General features: G+C 57.2%; 14 protein-coding genes, 1 rRNA gene and 1 pseudogene. 7 read left to right on the forward strand and 9 right to left on the reverse strand.

What is annotated here, in order from left to right; all coding sequences use genetic code 11:
- Positions 1-152: 152 nt before the first annotated feature.
- From dnaA to LXE91_RS04915, 4 genes are all read left to right on the forward strand, one after another.
- Complete coding sequence (dnaA, locus tag LXE91_RS04900; RefSeq protein ID WP_039364630.1) at positions 153-1,730, forward strand: chromosomal replication initiator protein DnaA; 1,578 nt, start codon at positions 153-155, stop codon at positions 1,728-1,730.
- A gap of 168 nt (positions 1,731-1,898) precedes the next feature.
- Positions 1,899-3,005 carry a DNA polymerase III subunit beta gene (gene dnaN, locus LXE91_RS04905; protein WP_039364632.1) on the forward strand — a complete coding sequence of 369 codons (1,107 nt, stop codon included), beginning with the start codon at positions 1,899-1,901 and terminating at the stop codon, positions 3,003-3,005.
- A gap of 191 nt (positions 3,006-3,196) precedes the next feature.
- Entirely contained in the window at positions 3,197-5,671 is a 2,475-nt protein-coding gene (gene gyrB, locus LXE91_RS04910) for a DNA topoisomerase (ATP-hydrolyzing) subunit B (RefSeq protein WP_039364634.1), read from the forward strand.
- Positions 5,672-6,262: 591 nt separating this feature from the next.
- Complete coding sequence (locus LXE91_RS04915; protein ID WP_135370744.1) at positions 6,263-7,960, forward strand: hypothetical protein; 1,698 nt, start codon at positions 6,263-6,265, stop codon at positions 7,958-7,960.
- Between the two features lie 119 nt (positions 7,961-8,079).
- Here LXE91_RS04915 and istB read toward each other — a convergent pair whose 3' ends face one another.
- The 7 genes and pseudogenes from istB to LXE91_RS04950 all read right to left on the reverse strand — a co-directional run bounded on the left by istB (position 8,080) and on the right by LXE91_RS04950 (position 21,053).
- Positions 8,080-8,829 (reverse strand): IS21-like element helper ATPase IstB, encoded by a 750-nt coding sequence (gene istB, locus LXE91_RS04920; protein WP_046543512.1) that lies wholly within the window; start codon positions 8,827-8,829, stop codon positions 8,080-8,082.
- 15 nt (positions 8,830-8,844) lie between these two features.
- Positions 8,845-10,397, reverse strand: a pseudogene (gene istA, locus LXE91_RS04925) (IS21 family transposase).
- A gap of 450 nt (positions 10,398-10,847) precedes the next feature.
- Entirely contained in the window at positions 10,848-12,938 is a 2,091-nt protein-coding gene (gene drmB / locus LXE91_RS04930) for a DUF1998 domain-containing protein (RefSeq protein ID WP_157644952.1), read from the reverse strand.
- Complete coding sequence (locus tag LXE91_RS04935; protein WP_082139534.1) at positions 12,935-16,621, reverse strand: helicase-related protein; 3,687 nt, start codon at positions 16,619-16,621, stop codon at positions 12,935-12,937. The genes drmB and LXE91_RS04935 overlap by 4 nt, the downstream gene beginning before the upstream one ends.
- Positions 16,618-18,075, reverse strand: coding sequence for an ATP-binding domain-containing protein (locus LXE91_RS04940; RefSeq protein WP_158077543.1), 1,458 nt, complete (start codon positions 18,073-18,075; stop codon positions 16,618-16,620). The genes LXE91_RS04935 and LXE91_RS04940 overlap by 4 nt, the downstream gene beginning before the upstream one ends.
- A 326-nt stretch (positions 18,076-18,401) precedes the next feature.
- On the reverse strand, positions 18,402-19,985 hold the full coding sequence (locus tag LXE91_RS04945; protein WP_135370745.1) for a hypothetical protein: 1,584 nt from the start codon (positions 19,983-19,985) through the stop codon (positions 18,402-18,404).
- 51 nt (positions 19,986-20,036) lie between these two features.
- Positions 20,037-21,053 (reverse strand): hypothetical protein, encoded by a 1,017-nt coding sequence (locus LXE91_RS04950; RefSeq protein ID WP_046544042.1) that lies wholly within the window; start codon positions 21,051-21,053, stop codon positions 20,037-20,039.
- 113 nt (positions 21,054-21,166) lie between these two features.
- Here LXE91_RS04950 and LXE91_RS04955 point away from each other — a divergent pair, with 113 nt between their 5' ends.
- Both LXE91_RS04955 and LXE91_RS04960 read left to right on the forward strand, forming a co-directional pair.
- Positions 21,167-23,236 carry an AIPR family protein gene (locus tag LXE91_RS04955; RefSeq protein ID WP_157644953.1) on the forward strand — a complete coding sequence of 690 codons (2,070 nt, stop codon included), beginning with the start codon at positions 21,167-21,169 and terminating at the stop codon, positions 23,234-23,236.
- A gap of 156 nt (positions 23,237-23,392) precedes the next feature.
- Positions 23,393-23,857: a very short patch repair endonuclease gene (locus LXE91_RS04960; protein ID WP_076841763.1), complete on the forward strand. Its 465-nt coding sequence runs from the start codon at positions 23,393-23,395 to the stop codon at positions 23,855-23,857.
- On the opposite strand, the gene LXE91_RS04965 is transcribed toward LXE91_RS04960, so the two are convergent.
- Positions 23,854-25,380 carry a DNA cytosine methyltransferase gene (locus tag LXE91_RS04965; RefSeq protein WP_225935937.1) on the reverse strand — a complete coding sequence of 509 codons (1,527 nt, stop codon included), beginning with the start codon at positions 25,378-25,380 and terminating at the stop codon, positions 23,854-23,856. The genes LXE91_RS04960 and LXE91_RS04965 overlap by 4 nt on opposite strands.
- A 752-nt stretch (positions 25,381-26,132) precedes the next feature.
- Here LXE91_RS04965 and LXE91_RS04970 point away from each other — a divergent pair.
- Positions 26,133-26,465: a hypothetical protein gene (locus LXE91_RS04970; protein WP_039364662.1), complete on the forward strand. Its 333-nt coding sequence runs from the start codon at positions 26,133-26,135 to the stop codon at positions 26,463-26,465.
- A 243-nt stretch (positions 26,466-26,708) separates the two neighbouring features.
- Here the strand turns inward: LXE91_RS04970 and rrf are convergent.
- Positions 26,709-26,821 (reverse strand): 5S ribosomal RNA (gene rrf / locus LXE91_RS04975).
- Between the last annotated feature and the right edge of the window lie 146 nt (positions 26,822-26,967).

A 26,967-nucleotide genomic window follows, 5' to 3' on the forward strand; every position in this document is an offset into this window, starting at 1 on the left:
TCCCGCACGCCGCCTCGGCTCGCGCCTGCCCCTCCAACACTGTGATGCAGGCGTCCGAGGCACGCTCGCACGACCGCTTCGGGCCTTGTTGCACCATCGCGACAAGGGCGCCGGCGAGCCGCGCTGTGCACGCAAAAAACGACAGTTACTTGATGAACGATTTCTGGCAACACTGTTCCGCACTGCTGGAGCGCGAGCTGACGCCCCAGCAGTACGTGACGTGGATCAAACCCTTGGCCCCGGTGGCCTTCGATGCGTCGGCGAACACGCTGTCCATCGCCGCGCCGAACCGCTTCAAGCTGGACTGGGTCAAGAGCCAGTTTTCGGGACGGATCAGCGATCTGGCCCGGGAATTCTGGAACACGCCGATCGAAGTCCAGTTCGTCCTCGATCCGAAGGCAGGCATGCGTAGCGCCCCCGCCGGTGCAGCGCAGGCCACGCCGCGTGCGCCGCTGGCCCCGACCGGCCCCGCCGCGACGGTCGCCGCGATCGCCGCCAACCTGACCGCGAATGCTTCGGCCGCCCCCGCCGCGCCGGCCGACGTGCCGATGACGCCGTCGGCAGCCGCCGCGCATCACCTGAACGCCGACGACGCCGACATCGACCTGCCGAGCCTGCCCGCGCACGAAGCGGCCGCCGGCCGTCGCACGTGGCGCCCGGGCCCGGGTGCCGCACCGGCCAACGGCGGCGAAGCCGATTCGATGTACGAACGCTCGAAGCTGAACCCCGTGCTCACGTTCGACAACTTCGTGACCGGCAAGGCGAACCAGCTCGCACGCGCCGCCGCGATCCAGGTCGCGGACAACCCGGGCATCTCGTACAACCCGCTGTTCCTGTACGGCGGCGTCGGCCTCGGCAAGACCCACCTGATCCATGCGATCGGCAACCAGCTGTTGCTCGACAAGGCCGGCGCGCGGATCCGCTACATCCACGCCGAGCAATACGTGTCGGACGTGGTGAAGGCGTACCAGCGCAAGGCGTTCGACGACTTCAAGCGCTACTACCATTCGCTCGACCTGCTGCTGATCGACGATATCCAGTTCTTCTCCGGCAAGTCGCGCACGCAAGAGGAATTCTTCTACGCGTTTGAGGCGCTGGTCGCGAACAAGGCGCAGGTGATCATCACCAGCGACACGTATCCGAAGGAAATCTCGGGCATCGACGATCGCCTGATCTCGCGCTTCGACTCGGGCCTCACCGTCGCGATCGAGCCGCCCGAGCTGGAAATGCGCGTCGCGATCCTGATGCGCAAGGCGCAGTCGGAAGGCGTGAACCTGTCGGAAGACGTCGCGTTCTTCGTCGCGAAGCACCTGCGCTCGAACGTGCGCGAGCTCGAAGGTGCGCTGCGCAAGATCCTCGCGTATTCGAAGTTCCACGGCCGCGAGATTTCGATCGAGCTGACCAAGGAAGCGCTGAAGGATCTGCTGACCGTGCAGAACCGGCAGATTTCGGTCGAGAACATCCAGAAGACCGTCGCCGACTTCTACAACATCAAGGTCGCGGACATGTACTCGAAGAAGCGCCCCGCGAACATCGCGCGGCCGCGGCAAATTGCGATGTACCTGGCGAAGGAACTCACGCAGAAGAGCCTGCCGGAAATCGGCGAGCTGTTCGGCGGGCGCGACCACACCACCGTGCTGCACGCGGTGCGCAAGATCGCCGACGAACGCAGCAAGGACGCGCAGCTCAACCACGAGCTGCACGTGCTGGAACAGACGCTGAAGGGCTGAGCGCGCGGCGCGCTTGATAATTCGGCCTCCGCCCCAATTTAAGGGGGGCGGTTCGGTTTTGAGGCACAATACTGGTTTGACCGCCCCGGTGGTGGCGGGCCAAGAGCCCGGCCGGCGGGGCGCTGCGAGGCTGCTGCGCTGCAGGCCGTTACTCAACGAAGGAACTCTATGCAACTGGTCAAGACCGAACGAGACACCCTCCTCAGGCCGCTGCAAACGGTCAGCGGCATCGTCGAACGCCGCCATACGTTGCCGATCCTCGCCAACCTGCTGATCACCAAGAACGGCTCGGACGTTTCGTTCCTGTCGACCGACCTGGAGCTGCAGATCACCACGCGCGCCGATTTCGGCGTCGGCGGCGACCAGGTCGCGACCACCGTCGCAGCGCGCAAGCTGCTCGACATCCTGCGCGCGATGCCTGACGGCCAGGTCACGCTGTCGCTCGCCGACAAGCGCCTCACCGTTCAATCCGGCAAGAGCCGTTTCGCACTGCAGACGCTGGCGGCCGACGAGTTCCCGACCGTCGCGCAGGCGAAGGATTTCGGCGCCACGCTCACCGTCCCGCAGAAGTCGTTCCGCCAATTGCTCGGCATGGTGCACTTCGCGATGGCGCAGCAGGACATCCGCTACTACCTGAACGGCATGCTGCTCGTCGTCGACGGCGACCAGCTGATGGCCGTGGCCACCGACGGCCACCGCCTCGCGTTCTCGTCGATGAAGCTCGAAGGCGGCACGTTCGGCCGCCAGGAAGTCATCGTGCCGCGCAAGACGATTCTCGAGCTGCAACGCCTGCTCGAAGACATCGACGACACCGTCACCATCGACATCGCGCAAACCCAGGCCAAGTTCACGTTCGGCCAGGTCGAGCTCGTGTCGAAACTCGTCGAGGGCAAGTTCCCCGACTTCCAGCGCGTGATCCCGAAGGCGCACAAGAACACGTTCGAGATCGGCCGTGAAGAGCTGCAGCGCTCGCTGCAGCGCGCGGCCATCCTGACCTCGGACAAGTTCAAGGGCGTGCGCTGCATCATCGCGCCGGGCCAGCTGAAGATCATGTCGACCAACGCCGATCAGGAAGAGGCGCAGGAAGAACTCGAAATCGCCTACCAGGGCGATACCGTCGACATCGGCTTCAACGTCACGTATCTGCTCGACGTGCTCGCGAACCTGAAGGTCGACACCGTGCAGGTGAGCCTCGGCGACGCCAGCTCGAGCGCGCTGATCACCGTGCCCGAGAACGACGAGTTCAAGTATGTCGTGATGCCGATGCGCATCTGACGCGCTCGACATCGCGACACACACCAGGGGGCGGCAAGCCCCTTTGGCGTTTTTATGGCGAACCGACAACCCGCCCTTTTGGTGCCTTTTCGGCACTTGGGGCGGGCCAGGAAACTGGAGCGGCCCGGCGATTTCTCGCTGAAACGCACCGCGCCGCCACGTGAGTGGCCCCGCAGAACCGGAAGATATCCATGAGTGAACAGCACAATTCGCAACCCGATAACAGCAGCTACGGCGCCTCGTCGATCCAGATCCTCGAAGGTCTGGAAGCGGTGCGCAAGCGCCCCGGGATGTACATCGGCGACACGTCGGACGGCACCGGTCTGCACCACCTCGTGTTCGAGGTGCTCGACAACTCGATCGACGAAGCGCTGGCCGGGTACTGCAACGACATCCACGTGACGATTCACGCCGACAACTCGATTTCCGTGACCGACAACGGCCGCGGGATTCCGACCGACGTGAAGATGAACGACAAGCACGAGCCGAAGCGCAGCGCCGCGGAAATCGTGATGACCGAGCTGCACGCCGGCGGCAAGTTCGACCAGAACAGCTATAAGGTGTCGGGCGGCCTGCACGGCGTGGGTGTGTCGTGCGTGAACGCGCTGTCGAGCTGGCTGCGCCTCACGGTGCGCCGTGACGGCAAGAAGCGGTTCATGGAGTTCCACCGCGGTGTCGCGCAGGATCGCGTGCTCGAGGTGGTGGATGGTGTCGAAGTGTCGCCGATGCTCGTGACTGGCGATACCGAGAACCGCGGCACCGAAGTGCACTTCATGGCCGATCCGACGATTTTCGGTACGGTCGAGTATCACTACGACATCCTCGCGAAGCGGATGCGCGAGCTTTCGTTCCTGAACAACGGTGTGCGGATTCGCCTCACCGATCTGCGTTCGGGCAAGGAAGACGATTTCGCGTTCGCCGGCGGTGTGAAGGGCTTCGTGGAGTACATCAACAAGACGAAGACCAACCTGCACCCGACCGTGTTCTTCGCCAATGGCGAGAAGGATGGCGTGGGCGTCGAAGTCGCGATGCAGTGGAACGACAGCTACAACGAGAACGTGCTGTGCTTCACGAACAACATTCCGCAGCGCGACGGCGGCACGCACCTGACCGGCCTGCGGGCCGCGATGACGCGCGTCATCAACAAGTACATCACCGACAACGAAATCGCGAAGAAGGCGAAGGTCGAGACGACCGGCGACGACATGCGCGAAGGGCTGTCGTGCGTGCTCTCCGTGAAGGTGCCGGAGCCGAAGTTCAGCTCGCAGACGAAGGACAAGCTGGTTTCTTCCGAGGTTCGTGCGCCGGTTGAAGAAGTTGTGGCGAAGGCGCTGGAAGAGTTCCTGCTGGAAACGCCGATCGACGCGAAGATCATCTGCGGGAAGATCGTTGAAGCGGCTCGTGCGCGTGATGCTGCGCGGAAGGCGCGTGAGATGACGCGCCGTAAGGGCGTGCTCGACGGCGTCGGCCTGCCCGGCAAGCTCGCGGACTGCCAGGAGAAAGACCCGGCGAAGTGCGAAATCTACATCGTCGAGGGTGACTCGGCAGGTGGGTCGGCCAAGCAAGGGCGTGACCGGAAGTTCCAGGCGATCCTGCCGCTGCGCGGCAAGGTGCTGAACGTCGAGAAGGCACGCTACGACAAGCTGCTGTCGTCGGAACAGATCGTCACGCTCGTGACGGCGCTCGGCTGCGGGATCGGCAAAGAGGATTACAACCTCGACAAGCTCCGCTATCACCGCATCATCATCATGACCGACGCGGACGTCGACGGTGCGCACATCCGGACGCTGCTGCTCACGTTCCTCTATCGTCAGATGCCGGACATGATCGAGCGCGGGTACGTGTATATCGCGCAGCCGCCGCTTTACAAGATCAAGGCGGGCAAGGACGAACGGTATCTGAAGGATGACGTGGAGCTCAACGCGCATATGCTGCGGTTGGCGCTGCAAGGGTCGGAGCTGGTGCCGGGTGAGAATGCGGCTGCGATTTCCGGCGATGCGCTTGGGGAACTGGCGCGGTCGTATCTGCTGTCGCAGAGCGTGATCGAGCGGTTGAGCCGGTTGTATGACCCGGCCGCGCTGGAAGCGGTCATGGACGGCGTGGTGATCGATCTTTCCAACGAAGAGTCGACCGAGGCTTCGGCGAAGGCGCTGCACGCTGCGTTGCATGATGAAGCGCTGAAGAACGAAGTGCGGGTTGTGCCTTCGTATGACCCGGTTCGCGAACAGCGGGCGCTGCATGTCGAGCGGACGCATCACGGCAACGTGCGCGTTTCGGTCATCGACCAGGAATTCCAGCACACGGCGGATTATCAACAGCTCGTGACCACCGCGAATACGTTCAAGGGGCTTATTGGGGAAGGCGCGGTCATCAAGCGCGGTGAGCGCAGCATGGCCGTGGCGGACTTCAAGAGCGCGATGAAGTGGCTGCTGGCGGATGCTGAACGCAACGTCTCCAAACAACGCTATAAGGGGCTCGGCGAGATGAACCCCGAGCAGCTGTGGGAAACGACGATGGATCCGGCTGTCCGGCGACTGCTGCGTGTGCAGATCGAAGACGCGATTGCGGCGGATGGGATCTTTACTACCCTCATGGGGGATGATGTCGAGCCGCGGCGGGCGTTTATTGAGTCGAATGCATTGCGGGCGGGGAATATTGATGTCTAATACTGCCTGTAGATAGCGACATAAGCCAAGAAAAACGGACCCGTAAGTTGAAAAACTTATGGGTCTTTTTTTGTTGTTAATAGCACGAACTCGTCGGCGAGTCGCCGACGCGTCCGATCTCTCGTGCGCCGATCGCCTTCCAGTAGGCCTTCCGTTGCGCTCTCAGCGCTTACGTCGTTTCACTCGTCCCAGGTGTCATCTTCATTGCTCGCCTGCAAAGAAATCTCGATAGAGGATAAGCCGTCCACCTTCGCTGCGTCACCTCCGACGCCCGCTACGCGAAGATTGTTTCCATTTCAGGATCGCGACGTCGGTTGACAGCCGAAGGCATTTCGGCGCAGTTTTGAGGGACTCTGGTCACAGCTTAATCCGAACCAGGTATTATGCCTCCACATCGGGGGAGATATCCCGGCCACTTGCCGATCTGGAAGTTCGCCGGGCTCGCCTAAATGCGTGGCATTACCAAATCGACGCAAGTCCATTGCCTGAGAGGCCCATCTGATGCAATATCGATTTCGCTACGATTGAATAATTGGTCTGTTCTGGCATATGCGGACCTCATGGGAAACATCGGCAAACAGGAGATGTTCCGTGAATCAACAGAAGGATTACCGAAATACTTGTAGTGAGGTGGAAGCTCTTATTGTTCAACAGATCGATCGCGTGCAAGAAAAAGCTGCGAGGCTGTGGAAGGGGTATGAGCAAGAGGCGTTGATAACGATAGTTCGCGCCCTAGACACAATCGCTATTGCCGACTTCATGGATGCAAACCGCGAACTACCTACTGAGCGTGAAGAGGCTCGGTATTTTGCCAAATTGGGGCTCGCATCGGCATTGAAGCCATTTTTGACAACTGTGAGAAGCATTGGTGGAGGTGTACCGTGGGGACCAATTGTTCCAGAGTGGATGAGCTGGGCCTATTCATATCTGATTACGTGTGGTCAACTCATCAACTTGCGACGCATGGCGCAACTCGAGCGATATGGATTATCTAAATCGACTATGCGGGATTCCGGCCCTCTCATAGAAGTTGATGTCGGCCTCGAAGAGATCTCTCAGCGATTTGCTGCGGACTCAGTTTTGGTGCATGGTAACGCTCCGGATCCCGAGGATGAAAAGTTTGAGGAAAAACTCCGAAATCGTATGAAATCGTATGTCGATACCCCAGATGGATGGTTCATTCGGTATGACAATGACTGGGATATCGTGCACGCCTATCGAAAGAAGGCCGAGAGTTACGGCAGAAGATTTCCCGAACGCGAAGCATTGCCAGACAATGTCATAATAGGCGGCAGAACATTCAAGGAGTGGAGAGATTCAAGTAACGAAGCGCTCGGAAGAGTTCTCTGTCACATTGATTTTTCCTACGAGCTTCGGATAAAGCAGCCGGAAATTTTACTCGCAAATATCACAACTATCTTCGCTCGAAAGGAAGACGTCGAAGCTGTTCTTGAAGAGGCTGGGATATCTCGAGACCTTGTTCCATCAACGATGCGCGCACTGACACTGTCGAGCGATACGCTCGACGAGTGGGATTGGGAAGGAAATTTTGAAATTCCTTGCCCATACTATGTTGAGTTGGGGCAAGACTTCGTGCTCCTCCCTTGCTTTGGGGCATTATCGAACCCGTATGTGTCATTCTTTCGGCATTTGAAAACAATTTACAAGGATGACTGGGACCACGCCGTTGACGAAAAAGAGAATGTCTTTCGCCGGGACTTATCCAGCGCATTCGGCGCGCCTAGGTTCCACGTTCCCACTCACGGTTTTAGCATCCGTCGAGCGGATGGCTCCGAATTGACGGACTTAGACGCGGTAATCGTCGACACTGAGTCCGGAGCGATGGCGTTCGTACAACTTAAGTGGAACGACGTGTTTGGGCATTCATTACGCGAATGGCAAAGCCGGCGAAACAACGTCGTCAAGAAGGCTAACGAATGGGTGGATAAGGTTGTGTCGTGGATCGACGGGCGCAGCGCAGTTGAAGTTGCAAAGCAACTCGGCATAAAAGACGTCACTGCTTCCGCCGCCCCACTGATGTATGTGATAACTCGCTACACAGCAAGATTTAGCGGCGAGTCTGACCGTGATAGTCGTGCAGCCTGGTTGAGTTGGTTTGAGTTACTGCATATCTTGGATGATCTTGACCACACAGAACCGCTGGCAGATTTGGCCCACGCAGTGGAGCGTCATGTCCGGCGCTTTGTGTTCGACCGCCCCCGTATCATGACTTTTAGTTTCCCGGACTTGACGGTCGAATTGAAAATGTGTCGCGAGGAGGAACCCTGACGGCGTTCGTCGCGTCAAGCTGCGTATTTCGGGGAAGTTGAACGCCCGTTTCGGTGAAGTCGAACAGGCCAGGAGGGAGGTGCTGCGTTGTGCTTAGATTGTACTGCAGGTGTTCGAGATCAGGCTACTTTTTGATCAGGTGCGTTCTTCTTGCGCATCGAGTCGCCCTTCAATGCAAGCTTGTGAGCCTGATGGACGAGGCGGTCGAGGATTGCGTCGGCGAGAGTCGGGTCTTGCAGCCAGGCGTGCCAGTGTTCAAGGGGCAATTGCGATGTGATGATCGTGGATCGCGTGCCGACGCGATCGTCGAGCACTTCGAGCAAGTCGTTGCGCGCGCCCTGGTCGACGTCCTGCAGTCCCCAGTCGTCGAGCAACAGGACGTCCATCTTGGCGAGCTGCGCGAGCCGACGTGTGAAGCTGCCGTCGCCATGGGCGATCTTCAATTCCTCGAACAGCCGGGCGACGCGCACGTACAGCACGGAGAATCCCTGTCGGCAGGCCTGCTGGCCGAAGGCGCAGGCGACCCATGTTTTTCCGGCGCCAGTCGGCCCTGTCAGGATGAGGTTCTGTGCATTGCGGATCCAGTCACAGCCGGCGAGCGTAGCGACGATACCCTTGTCGAGCCCACGGCTCTGCCGGTACTCGATGTCCTCAACGCAGGCCTGGGGATTCTTGAGCTTCGCAGACTTGAGCAATCGCTCGAGCCGCCGGGTATCGCGCCAGGCGATCTCACGATCCACGACCATGCCGAAGCGTTCCTCGAACGACAGGCTCGTGCTGGCCGTCAGCGCCGCCTGTTCCTCGAACGCGCGAGCCATGCCGTCCAGCTTGAGGGCCTTGAGCTGGGAGAGGGTTTGCTGCATCAACATCGCGACCTCCTTGGGTCAGTGGTAATACTTGGGCCCTCGCACGTTCTCGTGCAGGGGCGACTGCCATTCGGTGGCCCCGCTTTGTGGCAGTGGATGCTTGTCGGCGCCGGTTTGCAGGATGGTGCGCACGGACCGCTGGGTCGGCGCGCCAATCACGAGTGCGCGCTGACACGCCGCTTCCAGCCGCTCCTTGCCGTACTTGCGCGACAGCGACAGCAGACCCAGGCAGGCCCGGTATCCCATTTCCGGGTGCGGACGGTTCGTCAGCAAATGCCTGACGATCGCCTCAGCGCTGACGCCGATCGATGTACCCCAGTGCAGCAGCCGGCTCGGGGTCCATTCCATGTGGGCGCGGTAAGCCGCAGGCATATGCTCGGCCACGGTGGTGTACTTCCCTTGAGCCGACTGCGAGCGTGGGCGGCAACGCGCTTGCCGCCGTGCAGGACTTCTACACCGTAACGCGTCACGCGCGCGTGGACTTCCTGACGCACAAGACTGTGCGGTGCGCTGTAGTAGTGACCGTCTACCTCAATGTGCGCGTCAATGTTGACGCGGCACTTCTGGAAGGTGGCGATTTCGTAGCGACGCGTCGGCAACGGGCGCAGCGCCGGTTTGTCGAGCCGCTCGAACCACTCGCGTCGAGTGCCATCGAGCTTCTTGAACGGCCGCGTATTCAGGTCATTGATCAACCCGGCGATCGCCTTGTTCAGTTCGGCCAGACTGTAGAACCGGTAATTCCGGAGGCGGGCGAGAATCCATCGTTCGACGATCTGTACGCCGACCTCAACTTTCGCCTTATCCTTCGGCTTGCGCGGGCGCGCGGGCAGCATCGCGGTACCGTAATGGTTCACGAAGTCCTGCGTGGTCAGGCCGAGCGTGGGTTCGTAGCGGTCGGCGTTCGAGATCAGTGCCCTCGGGTTGTCGGGCACAAGCAGAGCGGGCACGCCGCCGCAGAACTCCATCGCGTCAATGAGGCCACCGATCCAGTCGGGTGTCGCTTCCGATCGCGTAGCGCACGCATACGTGTAATTCGATGCGCCGAGCACGGCGACGAAGATGTGCGCCTTGAACGCAATGCCGCCGGTGCGATCGAGAATCGGCACCGTTTGCCCGGCGTAGTCGGCGAACAACTTCTCGCCGGCGTAATGTTGCTGGGGCATCGAGCGCTTCAACGTCTGGGCCCAGTCCTTGTATCGCTGACAGAACTGCGTGTAGCGCAAGGTCTTCTGGCCGGGGTTCGCGCCGACGTACTCCTCCCACAGCAGTTGCAAGGTTACGCCTTTGCGGCGCAACTCCCGATGAATCCAGGCGCAGTCAGGCTCCATGCGCTTGCCTGCGGCCGTCGTCGGAACGGCGCCGTTGACGAGCAACTGCTCCAGCTCTGCCTCGGACAGCGGCTCGATCTTCGCCCAGTCCGAGCCGGCCGAGGCGGCAAGCTGCAAATATTGGGTAATGGTACCGAGCCCGACGCCGAGCGCGCCGCTCACTTGCCGGTGAGACAGATTACAGGTCCATTTCAGGCGAAGCACATCTTTTATTTTGCGCATGGTCGTCCGGTGAGCCGGCATAGTCGGTTTCTCCCAAAAGGAGCAACCTTAACCGCCGGCCGATTGAGCCATCCGCAGTACCGCCAACCGAAACCGCGCCTTTCGTTTCGGCACGCCGAACACACATTTCGGCGCAGTGAACAGCCGTTTCGGCGGGCTGAACACCGATTTCGGGAAGATGAACACGCGTTTCGGAACGCCGAACACCAATTTCGGAATACCCCGAAACTGTTCGACTTCAAGCGAAACGGCTGTTCACCTTCCTCCGGAAACCCTGTTCGACTTCAACCGAAATCCGTGTTCGGCTTCGCCGAAATACGCAGTCAAGCTGCTGGAGCCTCCATAAAATCCGGGGCGGTTCATATCGTCCATCGAGCCGAACCATTTGAGCTCGGCCGTAACGGATCAAGTGTATTAGCAAGAACTGGATCTGAAAGGTAGTCGGTCCCCTCCCCGTTTTTCCATTGAGAGTCAGAACGAAAAGAAGCCTGTGTCCGGCCTATCTAGAGTTCCCACTAGCGTTGCCCGATCAAGAAGCCGGTTTTGTTGCTCGCACGACGTTTCGGGTAGAAGCGAGCAAGCGTGGCAGGCGGCGAGATTACAGTTGTTGGGTCCTTGGCCGGGACTCTCGATGCAGATCGGATCTGTAGAGCACCACCTTGCACGATCGATCGCCCTAGCAACCGTGCGCTCCAATAATCCCGGCATACCCATCTGTACCAATCCCCCCATTGTTCCTTCCGCGTCGCCAGCTGCCGTATATATCAAAACACCGTGCATCCGCGGGTCCTCATCCGAACAGTAAATGCGCTCTCGTAGCGATGACGAACCGTATCCACAATCGAACGTGAGCTGATTGATGAGGGCGTGTGCGAATGTGTGGAGCATAACGAACTTAGGCGTTGTGTCTACAACATGCACTTGGCGACGGTGCGCCTGCTCGTGAAGATTGCGGTTAACTGAGAGGAGACGCTGACGGTGAAATTCTCCATGTTGCTTGTCCCACACATCCAGGTGACCAGCATCAAAGACGAGAAAGATTCCTTCACCACGTACGACGACAGCGGGCAACCAGTTCATCTTCTGGCGCGATATCAGCCCCCAGCGCTTGTCAGTGTCAATAACGGGCGCGGCTAATAAGCGACTGAACCCCACGAAAGCCCTAGTCTCCCGGAGTTTGTCTAGTAGCGCGACACGGGAGAAGCGAGTGCGAACCACGTCTTCATACTCAGCAATCGGGTAACTTCGCACGAGTAGATTAACCTTGGGAGAGCCCTCCTGACCATCCCGATTGAAGGCGGCATACTCTTCCGACCGGAACGTTCCTTCGGATGCGTCAATTGTCCCGTCGGAATCTGATTCATTGTTCTTTCGCGCTTGGACCCATTTGTTCAGTGGCTCAACGAGTACTGAAGCCATGATTGCCCAGTCATGGAATGAGGATGCAGCGACGACGCTAGCAACGACCTGCTCGGACAGGGTGCCATCAATGGCGATCTGAGCCTGCTGCATGAGTGCAGTGGCAGTATAGCGGTCCTGTGTGAGTATTTCGATCAGGATGTGCTTGTTGACTGCGTCGGCCAGCACTGCCGGATCGACTTGCGACTCGGGCCGCCGTTTTTTCAGAACTAGGCCCGCGGACCTCTTTGTGAGTTGCCCCGTATCGGATGCTAAAGCGCCAGCCAACAGATCCTGCTTGAGCGCATGATCGTCCAGCAGGTCGAGCACATCCTGAGGGATAGTTGCATCGATAACTTCGGGAACATAGATGGCACTTCGAACATCTGCAAAGTAGAGATTGCTCGCCCCCCGAAGAACCGCTTGTAGGGGTGTTCCACACGCTTCGCCGTCGTCATCGCCGCCATGCCCGATACCCAGAGCCGGATTCTGGCTGTCACACTTGACTCCCAAATCAAGTCCCAGTGCACCAGAAAGCGATCGGCGCTTGATTTCGACTATCCCCGATACGTCCTGACGCTCAGCCACGACAACAATACCTGCTGCTGATGCCGAGCCTGTAGAGAGTAGTCGCAACCAGCGGTCCGACCTGCCGCGTCCCCATTCGTCGCGATCGAGGCCAAGCCACTCAACCCAAGGAAAATCCCTCATATGTCCATCGCGGCAAGCTGCAATGAAACGCACTTGGACCATCTTTCGGCGCTTGTGACTCGTGCCCTTCTGTCCCCCGCTTCCGATCGGGCCGTCGCAGAATGGCGATTGACGATCGTGATAACGTGCTTCGGCCATGCGTCCGCATCTTGGACAGGAGTGCCACAGTGGAAATCTCAGGAAAGGCAGTTTCAGTCCGATGTTGACGGCATTTACGCCTGCCGCGCTATCAACCTGACGGAAATCCGGTGGTTGAACAAAAAAATCTACGCCCAAGCGACGCGCTAGCCGCGGTTCGTCTTCGACTTTGAACTCCCGGTGGTCAGGATTGGTCGGTTCGAATGGCCAAGCATCCAAACCTGCGTGGACAAGAGAAACGGGGCCAGGAAAGTCGACCAGTGCTCCTATACCGAACGGTGATAATGCTTGTGACCTGCGAACAGGGCGGCTCATGTCGTACCTCCTACAACAGGCCGATAACGGTCTGTGATCTCTGCTTCGCAGCTGGCATCTACGTTCCGTAGCGACGACATCGTCGGCCAACTGCGTCCATTCCATTCTGTGCGTTCAGCGCTTCCAGCAGGATGCATCAAGGGCGCATCTTCGGGTGCCTGACCGAAGCCTCCATACTGCGCCGGATTCCAAGCTCGCCACTGGTCTAGTCGATATCTCAGGCGTGCCATCACTGCCTCTTCCTCCGACGGAGCGATCTGACGCACGCGAGCCCGGACCATTTCTTCCAAGCGATTCCGCAGATCGCTTCCGGATAACAACGGGAATGGATCGGGTCGTTCCGCATCCGAGTCCAGTCGACCAAGCTGGCGCACCAGCGCCACTATCAATCCATGCAGTGAGCGCTCGACAGCTGGCGGGCTGAATGGCGTGACACTTGTAGGCTCAACCTGAGCATAGAGTTTTTGGTGATAGGACCGGAAACGTTCGTAATGGCTTCGATCTCGTGGCTTGGTTTGACCATAGATCACGACAACTAAGCCTGGCTTGTTTCGATCCCGCCCCACGCGGCTCGAAACTTGAATGTATTGAGAAGTCGTCTTCGGCTGGCCGACGATTGCCATCAAGGACAGCCGCTGTATGTCAACACCAACTTCTATGATGTTCGAAGCAAGGCAGGCATCGAGCGGCGAAGGGGAATTCGCCGATTTCCGCTCGCTCTCGCGCAGTGGCACGTCGAGTTTTTCCAGCAGGCGCGGGATGTGGTCACCGCGGATGCGACTAGTCAGCTCCTCTACGTGAAGGAGCTGTCGAATGCGTTCATAGTCCACACCGTGGCGCGTCAGAACCACTCGCAGATATTCGCGCGTGTCCGCGGAGAACAACGTCAAAGCGCCACCGAGCTCTCTGAGTGAATTGAAGAAAACCAAGAGCGTCCACCAAGGATCCAGGTCGGCTGGGTCGCCATCCAGCAGAGCGGCATGCTGCATTAAAGCTGCAAAAATCCGTGTTTCCGACGTCTGTACTGAAACGTGGGCAGGAGCCAACACGCCAGCGTAAAGTCGGCCGGGCAACGGCCGACCGGCTTCGTCCATAGCTTCGCGTGCGAAGAATGAGTCTGACGCATCAAGTCCTGACGGCGGGAATAGCGCGACCGCCCCGCGCGCATAGAGCGCGCATACTTGTTCCCGTGCTCGACTAATAGTTGCCGTCGAGGCGACGATCTTCGGACGTACCATGCCACCCAACGGGTCGATGCAAAGCGCCTCGATGACAGTCTCATAGGCCCCCACCATGGAGCCAAGCGGTCCAGAGATCAAATGCAGTTCGTCCTGGATGACGAGTGTCGGTGGCCTTCCTTTGTGCCGTCCGGATTCATCGATACCGAAGATGCTTCGCGCACGGGGGCTCCAAGCGAGCATCGCGAACTTGTCGACGGTCCCGATCAGCAAATTGGGGGGACGCTCAAGGACATCCTCGTCGATGACGACGATGGGCAGCGGCAGCCTCCCGGAGCCGGGAAGGCCGCCAAACTCACAGTTTTTGTCGCTGCAGCGATAGACAACCGTATCTGCCGAACCACGTCGTTCCTTCGAGTACCCCAGAACATTGATGGCACCAGAATGGGTCTTCGTTCTCCCAAATACCTGCCTGCTGCCCCGAGCCTCCAATCCCGCAGATTCCTGAGGTCCGAACTTGGCCGCGCACCATGGACAGCGCAACAGAACGAAGGGATTTTCTGCGTCAGGATCACGTTGGAGCTTTCGCAGCTTGCTAATAGCATCGTCCCGCTTGTTCGGAGTGGCACTACCGCCTACCCAGAGTCCGATCTCGAATGACCGCGTACCGAGGGAGCCAGGATTTGCACGTCGCAGGTGTTCCATCGCGCAGAAGAGGGTCGCGGCGCGCTGGAACTGCTGCGCCGTCAGGAGCCTCAACGTGTACCGCATCAGGACATCGACTCCGCCGGCAGCGTCCCCCGAAATGGCGTTGAAGAACACCGTAAATGCGGTCAACCCAAGGTACGCCTCTGTCTTGCCACCACCCGTCGGGAACCAGATGAGATCGACTATTTCCCGTTCGATGTGCGTCGAGTCAGCGATGCCTTGCAGGGACATTAACAAAAAGGCGATCTGGAAAGGTCGCCAGTAGCCCCGACCGGCGTCCGGGACAGTCGGATCGAATTGTGTTGCGGGAGGCCACGTCACGCGGCCTAGATCATCGTGCAATGGCGAGCGCATTTCTTGTCCTGCACGTAGCTGTGCGATCAACATGGCGTGGTTGGCTAGTTGAAACGCTTGGCGTGCTTGATTACCTGATGCATCCCTAGCGCGCAATAGCTTCAGCCCGGCGTCGATCCGATCTGCGCAGACCCGACAGTCGTCAATTAGCGCCGTCGCTGTGGGCCGATCCCTTAATGGTATCGAAGTCACCGTGGATTCGAGAGAGACAATCCAACGCCGGTATTCACTTATCAGTGTCGCTGCATCGTTCAGTCCGTCGTCTCCCGGCTCCAGCCCGGCGAGCTTGCGCATACTCACCCTGAGGCTGGACATCGACCCATCCGGTTGTTTAACGGCAAGATCAGCGCTTGTCGAGGGCGTTTCGAAGACCGGGAGGCTATCGCTCCACACGGCACCGACCCGTTCCGGACGGCCATGGATCCAGTCTGCACCACAACCATGGCCGATCGCGAACGTTCTGTCGTTGCGATAGAGGATACGATTCACGTTCTCGTCGGCGCGGGGATCCGGATTGTCAAATTCGCTGGAGAAGTATTCGGGGTAGGGGTCAATCCAGGTGCCCCCGGACTGACCTGAGACCCGGAGACCGGATTGAAACAGGCAAGTGCCGTCGAGATTCTCCCGAGAAGCTCTGAGTGTATTGATGATCGAAATCGTAAGTAGCCGGTGGTTCGCTGTTGGCGCTCCACGCCACGACCGTGACAGGATGACTAACTGCAGACCTGCCTCCACTGGGCCAATAGGAAAGCGCAGCGGTTCTGTCGCCTTGAGGAGTTCCGCTTTACCCACCTTCACGACAGGGCATTTGCCGTCGTCTGTAACGACAGATCGTCTTAGCCAGATCTTTCTCTCGGTCCCCTGCTTGCCAACCGCCGCACCGATCACTAGCGTCAGAGGCTTGTAAATGCCGCACGGACCTTCAATCGTTTTTTCGGCCCCAACCCGTCCGACATTTAGTAGTTCGACGGAGATCCCAAGCTCCTCCCGTCCGAGATCCGCCAGCAAGCTAACTCCGAGAGCGGAAGGCCGGAACGCGTTGGCCAACGTTACGTCCTCATTGTCCGCTTCGTCGATAGAGGCAACGTTGCTAGCCTTCTTCTCTAGTTTGGCAGCAACATCGTCACTCAATTCGACACCAGCCCGAAGCTCGGGTGACTCGTCTATCGAACCTTCAGCAAATTCAGATGCTTGTTCAGATGCAAGCTCGTCGATTCCTTGTGGAAACAGGATCCCGGCACCAAATCGTTTTACAGGGGGATCCTGCCAAACGATCTCTTCACCGTCAGGTTGGCAACGGGCAGTCCGGAACTCTTCCCAACTCATTGCCTGTTTTTCAACTAAAGCGACTGACTTGCCTGCGGGATCGGGCCCGACAACCTCAGCTCTGAGGCGCCGTAGCATCAGCTCGCGATTTAGTAGGTTTTTGTCGAGCGTCTTCATGCGGAGCCTTCCCGTTGTGCCTTGAGTCCTTGAATTAGTAGCCGCCCATAGACGCTACGAAGTCGTTCGTTCATTAACATGTGAAGTGCGAGTCTTGCACGCGTCATGCCTACATACAGCAGCGCAGCAGCTTGGTCGCAATCGAGTTCCTCAACATCAGTGAGGATAACCACTGGAGATTCCATGCCTTTGTATGCATATACGCTGCCGTAGTGGACTATGGCTTGCGCCGAGTTCGACGTTTTGCCAAAGGGAAGTACAGGTACTTTATCGACGACTCCCTTCAGCCTAGCTGCACATGCAGCTGCATCGGTGCGCATCGACAGCACCACAATCCCGTCTGGGCCGTATCTACGGCTAAGCTGGCGGAGACTATCAGCGAGTTTCAAATCTTGGTCAGCCTGATTCCGATAGAAGATTGGAGCAACGTCCACCCCCTCCTCGGACTGAAGGACACGGCTGTATCCTGGGGTTAAACCACTCGTGAGCGTAACAGCATCGGCGATATTTCTTGTGTTGCGGCAGTTGATACGGATAGGGCAGGTTGTGAACCCCTGTCCGGATCTGCTCTTGAGTCGCTCCAATCCCGGTTGAGCATTGCTATTTGCATAAATGGCTTGCCGCTCAAAGTCGCCGAACATGGCCCACCGTCCACCTGCAAGTCCACCAGCAATGATCAGTTCCAAGACGTCCAAAATTTCCTCTGTCATCAGGTCTTGCGCTTCGTCAAGAATCAACATATCGAAGGGCTTGAACTGACTATCGTCGCGCAACAGGGCGTTCAAAGCCCGCTCAGGTAGTTCGGATGACCAGAATTCCTTGCCGGCTTCTATGGGAACCTCGATACCTGCAATCCTCAACAACAGTGATGAGACGGTCCCAACGCTCATCGACGTTTCTGCAGCTTGAGCTTCTGCCGCGATTGACTCCGTTTGGCCCTTAAGCCAATTTCCAAGCAGTGAGTTGTGACACAGGAGCATGACTCTTCGGCCGCTACGCACCACTCGGCGCGCAGCCTCGATGGCCAGCAAAGTCTTGCCGGTGCCGGCCGGCCCTTTGAACAAGATACGCCGGTTATCTTCGAGCATATCTAGTGCATGAAACTGCTCCTCCGTAAACTTGCGGATTGATCGCTCAACGAGTTCGTCTTTGTCATTTCCAATAGCTGCATATTCGAAGTCCGGCCGAAGCACCGAGACTATGCTCTCGACCTGTCGACGATTCGGGCGACTTCGCGGAGAATACCAAGTACGTGTGGCGGCCGTATTCCTGAGGCGTGTGTGTTCTGCCTCCAGGATTCGGGTCACAATTGACGACACCGGATTTCTCAGTAGATCAGTCTTGTTGACAACCTGCCAAGGCTCCCATTCCAGCGATCGCTCCGTGAAGTCAATTTCCGTGAAAAATACTGCAGACGTAAAGACGATATTCGCCAGTGTCGCGTCCCTGCCCATAACGTATTTGCGAACCGAGTGTGCAGCGTCGCTCGCCTGTCGGAAGGGTCCCACGGTAGATATTTTGGGCGGGTCATATTGATAGATCCATAGACCGTCGCGTCGTTGGAGGCCGCACCCCTTGACCTCGATACACAATACTCCTAGCCCCGGAACGGCTACGACGAGGTCAGCTTCTCCTTGCGTCCGGGCAATATGGCGCCGGATGTCAAACGAATGGAACACAATCCATTCCCGTGTTGCTGGGTCTTCCTTCAGCTTCTGGTATAGCAGTCGTTCACTGCCTGGTGCCTTCGCTGAGATATGAGGAGGAATCATCCTAGCCACTATTTCATCTCCACCGAATGCTTATGAAACAGCGTCGAGTATGGAACACGAACTGACTGCCCATCGATCGCTGAAACCCTGAGCAATCCCATCTGTCCAGACTCGACACCCGGGAGGGCGATGGATAAAACAGTTTCGATTCTTTGGCGCTCGGCGATTAGTTTCCTGACTCGTTCTAAGAGCGCGGTTCGAATCTCGCCCCCTGCGCGATGTTGGTAGCCCTTGACCAATTCCATTTGATCCCATTTCGTCTTCGCGTAAGCGTCCAGATCCGTAGAGAATTGTCGAGATGCGAACTCTGCCAAGACGGCGGTCAGGTAGCGAAACGTGTCGTAGCTCTGCGGAGCGATGACCGTGTCTCCGGCCCAGACCCAGAGATAGCTAGCGGACCGCAGTCGCCCCCCAAGTGCTCGAAATGCGCTTGCGATAACTCCTTCACCGTGACGTTTCAGTGCGTTGCACAATAACGACTTCCACTCAGTGGCTTCGTGGCGAAGATTCGGTCGTCCCTCACTTGCCATAAGGGTGTCTGCGACTTCGTCCAGATAGTCGCCGCTGCCCGACAGCCGGAGCAGTATCAGATCGTGCTCTTCAAGAGAATCGACGGCTTTGCGAGGTAAGTGATTTACGTCTACTTCGAAATTGCGATCAAGCAGATCGGATATCTCCACTATGGTTCCATCATTGGGGAGAAACGCGCCGCTGGCGTCGGCAAATAGTACGAACCGTGCGCTTACAGAGATGTCCCGATCCGATATGGGCGTCAAGTTTGGGATCTGAGCTCTGATGCTTTCCCAAGACGAGTCGTTAACCCATTTGTCCAGCGGCTCATCTTGAGCTTCGTCTATGACGACTATCGGAAATTTTCGAGAACTGGCTGCTGAAGAAAATACTGTGTCGCGAGGCAGTTCAAGGCGCTCAGGAATTTGAATACGCTCACCTCGGTACGCGGCGATTACGATTTCACTCGCTCGTCCCCCGAGGAGCAAATCGTGAACCAGGGGCTTCGCCGAAAATCGCAGCGTTCCGGGAACGACAATCCGCGAGAAAACCTGGCTATGCAAATCACGTCGAGAGCGAAGTATGGCGACTCCTTGCAGGCCAAGGTCTCGTTCCGAATCTACTGTCAATGGCCACCCGGGCGAATTCACTCGCTGCAGGCCAGCAAAGATCGCGCTACGGCTACGATTCGTGCTACCAAGTCCCATTGCAATACGTTCCAGCTTGGGGTTCTTCGGACTCTCGAGTAATGCTGTAACGATATTGTCGATAGTTCGTGCTGGAGCCGCTATCGCGTGCATTCCCTCTGCCAAGATCGACAGGCTCTCCGCCATTTGACGGAGGCGCAGTCGTTCGTCGTCAAACGGCAGTAGCGTCTGCAATACAGTCAACTTGAGTCGCCAAGCAAGTCGAGGCGCTTCTTGCTGGTCAATGTCGTCTCTGTCCACTAGGGCGAAAATACTGTTGCATGCGCGAGCTAGTTCGTACGCGGGGGGAAAGTCGATGGTCAAATAGCGCCGCGTTGCAGCGCTAGCCTGCAGATGCTGCGTGGTGACGAGGTCGAATAAGGAAGACGAGCTCATTTTTCGCAACAATTACGCCTACCGAGACTGGAGATAAGTCGCATCCACATTTCAAATTTCGCCATCGAAAATATCTTTACCTTCCGGCAAAGCAAAGATAAACGAGTTGATTGAGGTCGGTGGTTCAATCACGGGATTTACGCCTTCACCCACGTGAATTCCCTCGTCGACGGAATAAGCTAGGAATCGGTTAAGAACGTTGGCGACCTCCTCGTCAAAGTCCGCGTGATCCAGTAGCACGACAGTGCTCCGCGCCGAGACTTGGCCAAGTCGCGAGGTTGCGCGGGCGCCATCGAGGATCGTCACGCCTTGCAGAACATCGTCGCTATCCAGACCTCTGACCGGTATGAGCCGTAATTTGCCATGTCGGCCTTCTGAATCCGTAAGAACCAGAGTTTCCCGCAATGACACGGCGGGCACGTTATCGGTTTCCAAGAGCACCCCGTCGAGGTCGGCTAGGAACGACGACCTCTCCGTGATCACCGTACTATCGGCCATCGGCGAGCGAATCCATGTCGTCGATGAAGCGTCAACGATATTCTTCATCAGCGATGCAGCTCGAGCTAGGGTGTCTTCTCCACGTTTCGTTACGGCTCCCCGGGTTACACCGTAGCGCAGAGCAGAGGCGCGCGAAAGCCGGTAGGTCACCCCCTTTGATTTTGCGGGAGTTTGCCCCACTATCGCGAGGAACTGATTGCCGTCGATGTCGCAAATTCCGTCAACTGTGCCGGAATAACTGACTGCCCGACCATTTTTCCCCTTCAGGTCTCGCCAGTGAACCAACGTACCGACAGGTAGCGCTTGCAGCGCCTCCCAATCGAGTATGTCGTCGTGGAGGCGCGAGGCCGCCAGCATCGCCCCCAAGCCAACAAAGGCGGCGGCCAGTCGGCGGGTGGGTAAGAGCACAACCGTTACCCGGCGTCCGCTAAGCGCAGCCTGACTGCGCAGCCACGCGCCCAGCCAGATGAGCCAGTCCGCCCAAGCAGGCATCGGACATGAGCCACCGTCGGTTCGAACGGAAAGTCGCTCGCGGTGCACGGCTCCCATCACTGTATCCACCTGCTGCATCGCGCGCGCTCCCCGGAATAATTGATATTCGATTGAGTATAATGCCAGATGTTACAAATTGTGAGCGGCTCTTGACGACACAATGAAATGTTTCCTGTATGCGGGGGGATAGATTGAACGACGAGGTGTCGGCCTTCAGGCAGAACGTCATTCTGCGAGTGCAATCCGAGTTCGCAGAGCGGGACTCGGCAGTTGGATTTGCCACGATCACTGGGCAAATGTTGGAGGAAGCAGAAGAGTGCGCGGATTACATGCTCTGCCCATTCCGAGGGACCGGAGCGCGCCGTCGCAATATCGGGGTTGACGGCTATGCGTTCGATGACGCAGACGGTTCGCTTCGCGTCGTCATCACGGCCTTTTACGGCGGGGATGAGCCAACCACTATGACCCAGACAGCGGCCAGAACCGAGTTTGCAAAACTGACCGCGTTCATCGAAGATACCTTCGCAGACATCGATGATGGTTTACCTGTTGATGATGATCCTGTCGTGGACTTTGCTGATCTCCTGCAGTCGCACCGCACATCAATTTCGCGGTTACGTCTTTATCTGGCAACGGACGGAATCCTCAGTGACCGGATACGCGACTGGCCTGCGTCGAACATCTGCGACATCCCAACGGACTTTCACATCTGGGATATGTCGCGATTCCGTGGGGCGCTATCTTCGCAAAGCGGGCGAGAAGCGCTAACCGTGGATTTTTCCCAGCTATCCAATGGAGGCATTCCGTGCCTGCAGGCAAGCTTGTTCCATTCAGAATACAGCTCGTATCTTTGCGTCATTCCGGGAGATACCCTGGCCCAGATTTACGACAGCTACGGCAGCCGGCTTCTCGAAGGCAATGTTCGTTCATTTTTGGGCAAGACTGGCAAAGTTAATAAGGCTATTCGTGAGACCATTCTGCGCGAGCCCGAAATGTTCTTCGCGTTCAACAATGGCATATCTGCAACCGCATCGACGGTTGTCGTCGAGCAGACGCCAAATGGTTCGCGTTTGATATCTGCAACTGACCTGCAGATCGTGAACGGTGGTCAAACTACGGCTTCGCTAACGTTTACGAAGCGCAGAGACGGCTCTGATCTTTCAGCCATCTTTGTTCAGATGAAACTATCAGTGGTTCCGGAGGAATTATCGGGAACGCTGATTCCGAAGATCTCCGAGTACGCAAACAAGCAAAACAAGGTCTCCGATTCGGATCTTTTTTCCAATCATGAGTATCACCGTAAACTGGAAGAGCTTTCTCGGCGAATCAAAGCGCCTCCAACTAACGGAGCACAACGCCCCACATCATGGTTTTACGAGCGTGCTAAGGGACAGTATCGAATAGAGACTGCGAAGATGAGCCCGACAGAGAAGCAGCGCTTCGAGGCAGACAATCCGAAACTTCAACTTCTCACGAAAACAGATCTAGCAAAGATCGAAAACTCGTGGCGCTGCCTGCCCCACGAAGTCAGTAAAGGAGCTCAAAAGAATTTCGACGTATTCAGTAAGTACATCGTCACAGAGTGGGCATCCAAACCTTTACAGTTCAACGACGAATATTTTAGACGGATCGTGGTTCACGCCATTATTTTTCGAAAACTCGAAAAACTGATTCCAGACGAAGCGTGGTACGAAGGCGGTTATCGCGCCAATATTGTCACCTATTCGATTGCCAAACTCTCCCACATACTGCAAACCAGAACCTTGGGACGAGCGCTGGACTATCAAGGAATCTGGCGGCGGCAGGCTATTTCGCCTGCGTTGCACGAGCAATTGCGCCTTATCGCCAGAGTCATGTATACGGTCATTACAACGCCAGACCAACAAGGAAGCGAGAACATCACCGAATGGAGTAAAAAGGCCTTGGCGTGGGAGCACTCTCAGGAAGCGCAAGTCGAACTTCTGCCGGATTTCGTGGCCGAACTTGTCGCGGCTGAAGATGGTAAGCGAGCGTTCAGAGATGCAGAAGGTGACGCTGCCATTGATCGTGGTCTTGCTGCAGTCACCAAAGTTCTAGCAACGAAGCCATCAGATTGGCGGCGAATTAGGCAGTGGGGACTCGAAAGACGGCTGCTGACTCCTAAGGAGGAGCAGTTACTGTTGATGGCGACAACGCCGGGGCGACTGCCGACAGACAGGCAAGCGGAGGCCATTCTCAAGATTCACAGTAACCTTGAGCGCGAAGGGCTTTCTTTAACTTGAGGCGACGTATCGCGTTGAGTACCATGAGAACTAGTGTCGTGACTCACTTGTGTGGCTCCGAGCCGTTGACTGAATTGAGGTCAGTTCCTTTGCTTCGCAGTAAGTGCACAATTCCGACACTTGGTCCGCAGTTCGCACGACAAGAGGTACTACGGAGTGGTCGACGTTGTCGATAAGGCAAAGCGTAGTCGGATGATGGCCGGCATAAGAGGCCGCGACACCAAACCGGAGCTCGTGGTCCGGCGACTGCTTCACGGAGCGGGGCTACGATACCGGCTCCATTGCCGGAATTTGCCTGGTACACCTGATCTCGTTTTGCCAAAATATCGAGCAGCCATCCTGATACACGGGTGTTTCTGGCATGCGCATGACGGCTGTAAGTATTTTTCGATACCGGCATCAAACGAGCAATTCTGGCGAACGAAACTTTCTGCGAATCGCGAACGCGACACTCGCCAGATTGATGCCCTGAGATCCCAAGGGTGGCGTGTACTGGTCATCTGGGAGTGTGCAACCAGATCTACCAGGCATCGTGAAGATTTATTGGCATGGACGATGAAGTGGCTGGTGGGCAGCGATGAGTATGGCGAGATTCCGCTCCCACTGCCACAATCACCCTAGGATCCGGTTACCACTTTGCCTTCGGATTGGCGTATCTGACTATCGACGCACACAGGTATTTTCAGGAAGCGCGCCACCGACTCACCAAGCTGCTTTGCGAGGAAGGGCGGCACGGCATTGCCGACCTGGTGATATTGCTGTGTGCGGTTTCCCTCAAAAAAATAATTATCCGGGAAAGTCTGCAAGCGCGCTGCTTCGCGCACCGTCAGACTGCGACATTGTGAAGGATCGGGATGTATGTAGTAATGCCCGTCCTTGGCAATATGCGAGACGATAGTGGTTGACGGCGAATCCGCAATCTGCACCCTAAATCTATCATCGAACGGAATATTTTCGTCGCCAACGTTGCCGTGTGCTGGCAAGAGTTTAGGTGGAAAGGTATCTAGTTTTGGAGAGTACTGCTGTTGCCTCGCGAAGCTTGAAGCAAATAGATATCTATGCAGATCCGAGGCCATATGACTTCGCGTTTCGTGTTGACATACTCCTCCGAGACGGTCGTCGCGGTACCACGCCGCCAAATCTGTGGGGAGGCCTGGAAAGAAGGGGACGTCGTTTTCGAGAAATTGGCCGCCAGTTTGGTTTACGTGTCGGGCAAGACATGCGGCTTCCTCCATGCGGTGCTTGATGTGGTCCCGAGTCTCACAACGCCAGCCGCCGAGTGTATTGGGTGCGGAATTCAATATCTTGAGCCATGTCTCATGTGAGTCGGGCTGCCGGGATAGTTTACTTCGCAATGCGGGGAGATCGGCAAGTACGCTTCGAACGGTCACATTCTCCCGGAAACGGGTGAGCAATTCGTGATTTCGCGAGGCGTGGTCAGAGCGAATCCCCAAGAGAATTACCCGGTGGCGCATCTGTGGAACACCATAATCCTCCGCTCGAATGAGGAAGTCTGCAGGGTCAAGACCTTCTGGCCGGGACGCCGTCGTAAACGAGCGAATGTCGTAATGGACTCCGGGCGCGGGTTCGGAGAGATCTCCAAGAATGCGTTCAAAGATGCGCTGCCCGTCGTGAGTAGACGATAGCATTCCCTTTACGTTTTCCATGACGAAAACTGCAGGCTGAAAATCACGAATGATTCTCAGATATTCGCGGTACAAGAGGTGCTTGGGATCTTGCTCGAATGATGGGTCAACGTTTTTCCGACGTGACCTTCCTGCTAGGGAATATGCTTGACAAGGGGGGCCGCCAATCAGCACCCACTCACTGTTGCCGTTGATGCCGGCCCGGATGAGGTCATCTATCTGCGACTCAGGAGCACCACCTAATTCTAGGCAGTGTGCTTCTTGGTTGACCGACTTCAGTACCGAAGCAACTGTCGGATCGCTCATCAAGGTTGGCCGATCGATATCGCCACGAACATAGTCGTAGTATGCGTCAGGGACTCCATGCTCCGATAGGGCACGGAACATGGCGCGTAATGTTAACGTGCGGTGCGCGATGGCATCTTTCTCGATTGATACACGGATGTCAAAGATGCGACGCCCTTTCGTGTCACGAACGGCAGAAAAGCCTTCGCCCAACCCTCCGGGGCCCGCGAACAAGTCTATTACTGGGACACTCATTTTTTGAAGTTTGTCTTGATTTGCCCTGTACTTTACCAGGTCTTGGGCCAAAACAAGAGACTACAAGCCGAGATGTTCGGCTGACCGAGCTGGAGGTTGACCAGTTTCCGTGGACGGTTGGGCGGCCAATTTTTAAGCGCGCGGAACTCTGCCGTATAGCAGTGAGACTGCGAGTTGTCCACCTCCGGCCGGCGAGTCGCCTGCCACGACCATGACGCTGGCTGGCGGTCTGCGACTCGCTAGGCGATGGTCCATCCATAGACTATGGTCGCGCAGCAATCTTGATCGGAATGCCTATGACGCCCTTTGCGTGACGTTGCGCCAGTGCCATGTCTAAAGCCATCAACTCCGTCCGCAGGTAGGCGAGATGGTGAATGAGGTGTTGAATCTAGGCGTTGTTTGCGTTCCCGACCGGTGGGTCGCAGTGGGTCCAGTGCTTGTTGCCGCACGGGAGTTTGCCATACCAGTCGTTTACGTTGAACGGCGGATTGCCTCGCAGGACTCGTCGGACATCGATACCGACACCTACACCGTAATTTTCTGCAATGAAAACTCAAGAAGCTATACCGATTGGCCATTCCTCGAATTTTCCACATTTCGAGATGCCCAATTAGATAGACTCAAACGGCATCACCGCAAAAAGCGCGGGCCGCATGGGCTGCCACCCATACGACCCGCTGACCACCACCAACTCGAACACGGAGTCGGAAATGGCTAACGCCAATAGTAAGTCACGTCCCAAGAAGCTCAAACAGTATCCCGAGGTTGAGCTGACCCTCGGCAACAAGCCGGACCTTCCCCAGGATGGCCAACCGTACATGCCATGGATGCGCGCCATCGACGCGCATTTCGAGATGTTCGGATTCAAGCCGGGTGATCGCGTCTATCTTCGGTTCAGCTTTGCTTCCCGAAGGGTCATCATCACGCCCGACTACAGCGCGCTTAACTGGCGAGAGCAGCCGTATGGTGCAGCTGCCCAAGAAGAGGATGAGGCTGAGGACTACGCAGCGCTGGCCGCTTTGCGCGGCTCTACTGCCTGGTGATGGTTCGGCGCGAAGCACTTCGGCACACGCGTTGACGCAAATGGTCCGCGGTGAGGTTGCAGGCAACTTCAACAATCGTCACAACAGACGAAAAGTTGCGTTCCGTCTTCTCCGCATCCTGCGGCATCGCGATGCATCAATGCGTGCAGCACGACATGCAGCCATGCCGAATACTCCGCGCACATTTCCGCCGCTGAAATGCAAAAACCCCCGCCTTTCGGGCGGGGGTTCTTGGCTTAGGGAGCCTGACGATTACCTACTTTCACACGGGAATCCGCACTATCATCGGCGTAGAGTCGTTTCACGGTCCTGTTCGGGATGGGAAGGGGTGGGACCGACTCGCTATGGTCATCAGGCAAAAGGGGTTGTTGCGCTGGCTTCGCAGCACAACCAATCTTGGAAGAAGCAGTAATTTTGGTTGTGTGTATCACACACGAGAATCCAACTTGTCGCTTTGGATCGCAGCCGGTGCTGTCGCACGGCGCCGATCTACAAGGCAGAC

Source organism: Burkholderia contaminans, from assembly GCF_029633825.1.
Lineage (GTDB): Bacteria > Pseudomonadota > Gammaproteobacteria > Burkholderiales > Burkholderiaceae > Burkholderia > Burkholderia contaminans.

Coding starts and splice junctions, on each gene's coding strand:
- dnaN (WP_039364632.1), top strand. CDS start 1,899: ATGCAACTGGTCAAGACCGAACGAGACACCCTCCTCAGGCCGCTGCAA.
- LXE91_RS04950 (WP_046544042.1), bottom strand. CDS start 21,053: ATGCAGCAGGTGGATACAGTGATGGGAGCCGTGCACCGCGAGCGACTT.
- dnaA (WP_039364630.1), top strand. CDS start 153: ATGAACGATTTCTGGCAACACTGTTCCGCACTGCTGGAGCGCGAGCTG.
- LXE91_RS04970 (WP_039364662.1), top strand. CDS start 26,133: ATGGCTAACGCCAATAGTAAGTCACGTCCCAAGAAGCTCAAACAGTAT.
- istB (WP_046543512.1), bottom strand. CDS start 8,829: ATGTTGATGCAGCAAACCCTCTCCCAGCTCAAGGCCCTCAAGCTGGAC.
- LXE91_RS04935 (WP_082139534.1), bottom strand. CDS start 16,621: ATGAAGACGCTCGACAAAAACCTACTAAATCGCGAGCTGATGCTACGG.
- LXE91_RS04945 (WP_135370745.1), bottom strand. CDS start 19,985: ATGAGCTCGTCTTCCTTATTCGACCTCGTCACCACGCAGCATCTGCAG.
- gyrB (WP_039364634.1), top strand. CDS start 3,197: ATGAGTGAACAGCACAATTCGCAACCCGATAACAGCAGCTACGGCGCC.
- drmB (WP_157644952.1), bottom strand. CDS start 12,938: ATGAGCCGCCCTGTTCGCAGGTCACAAGCATTATCACCGTTCGGTATA.
- LXE91_RS04940 (WP_158077543.1), bottom strand. CDS start 18,075: ATGGGCAGGGACGCGACACTGGCGAATATCGTCTTTACGTCTGCAGTA.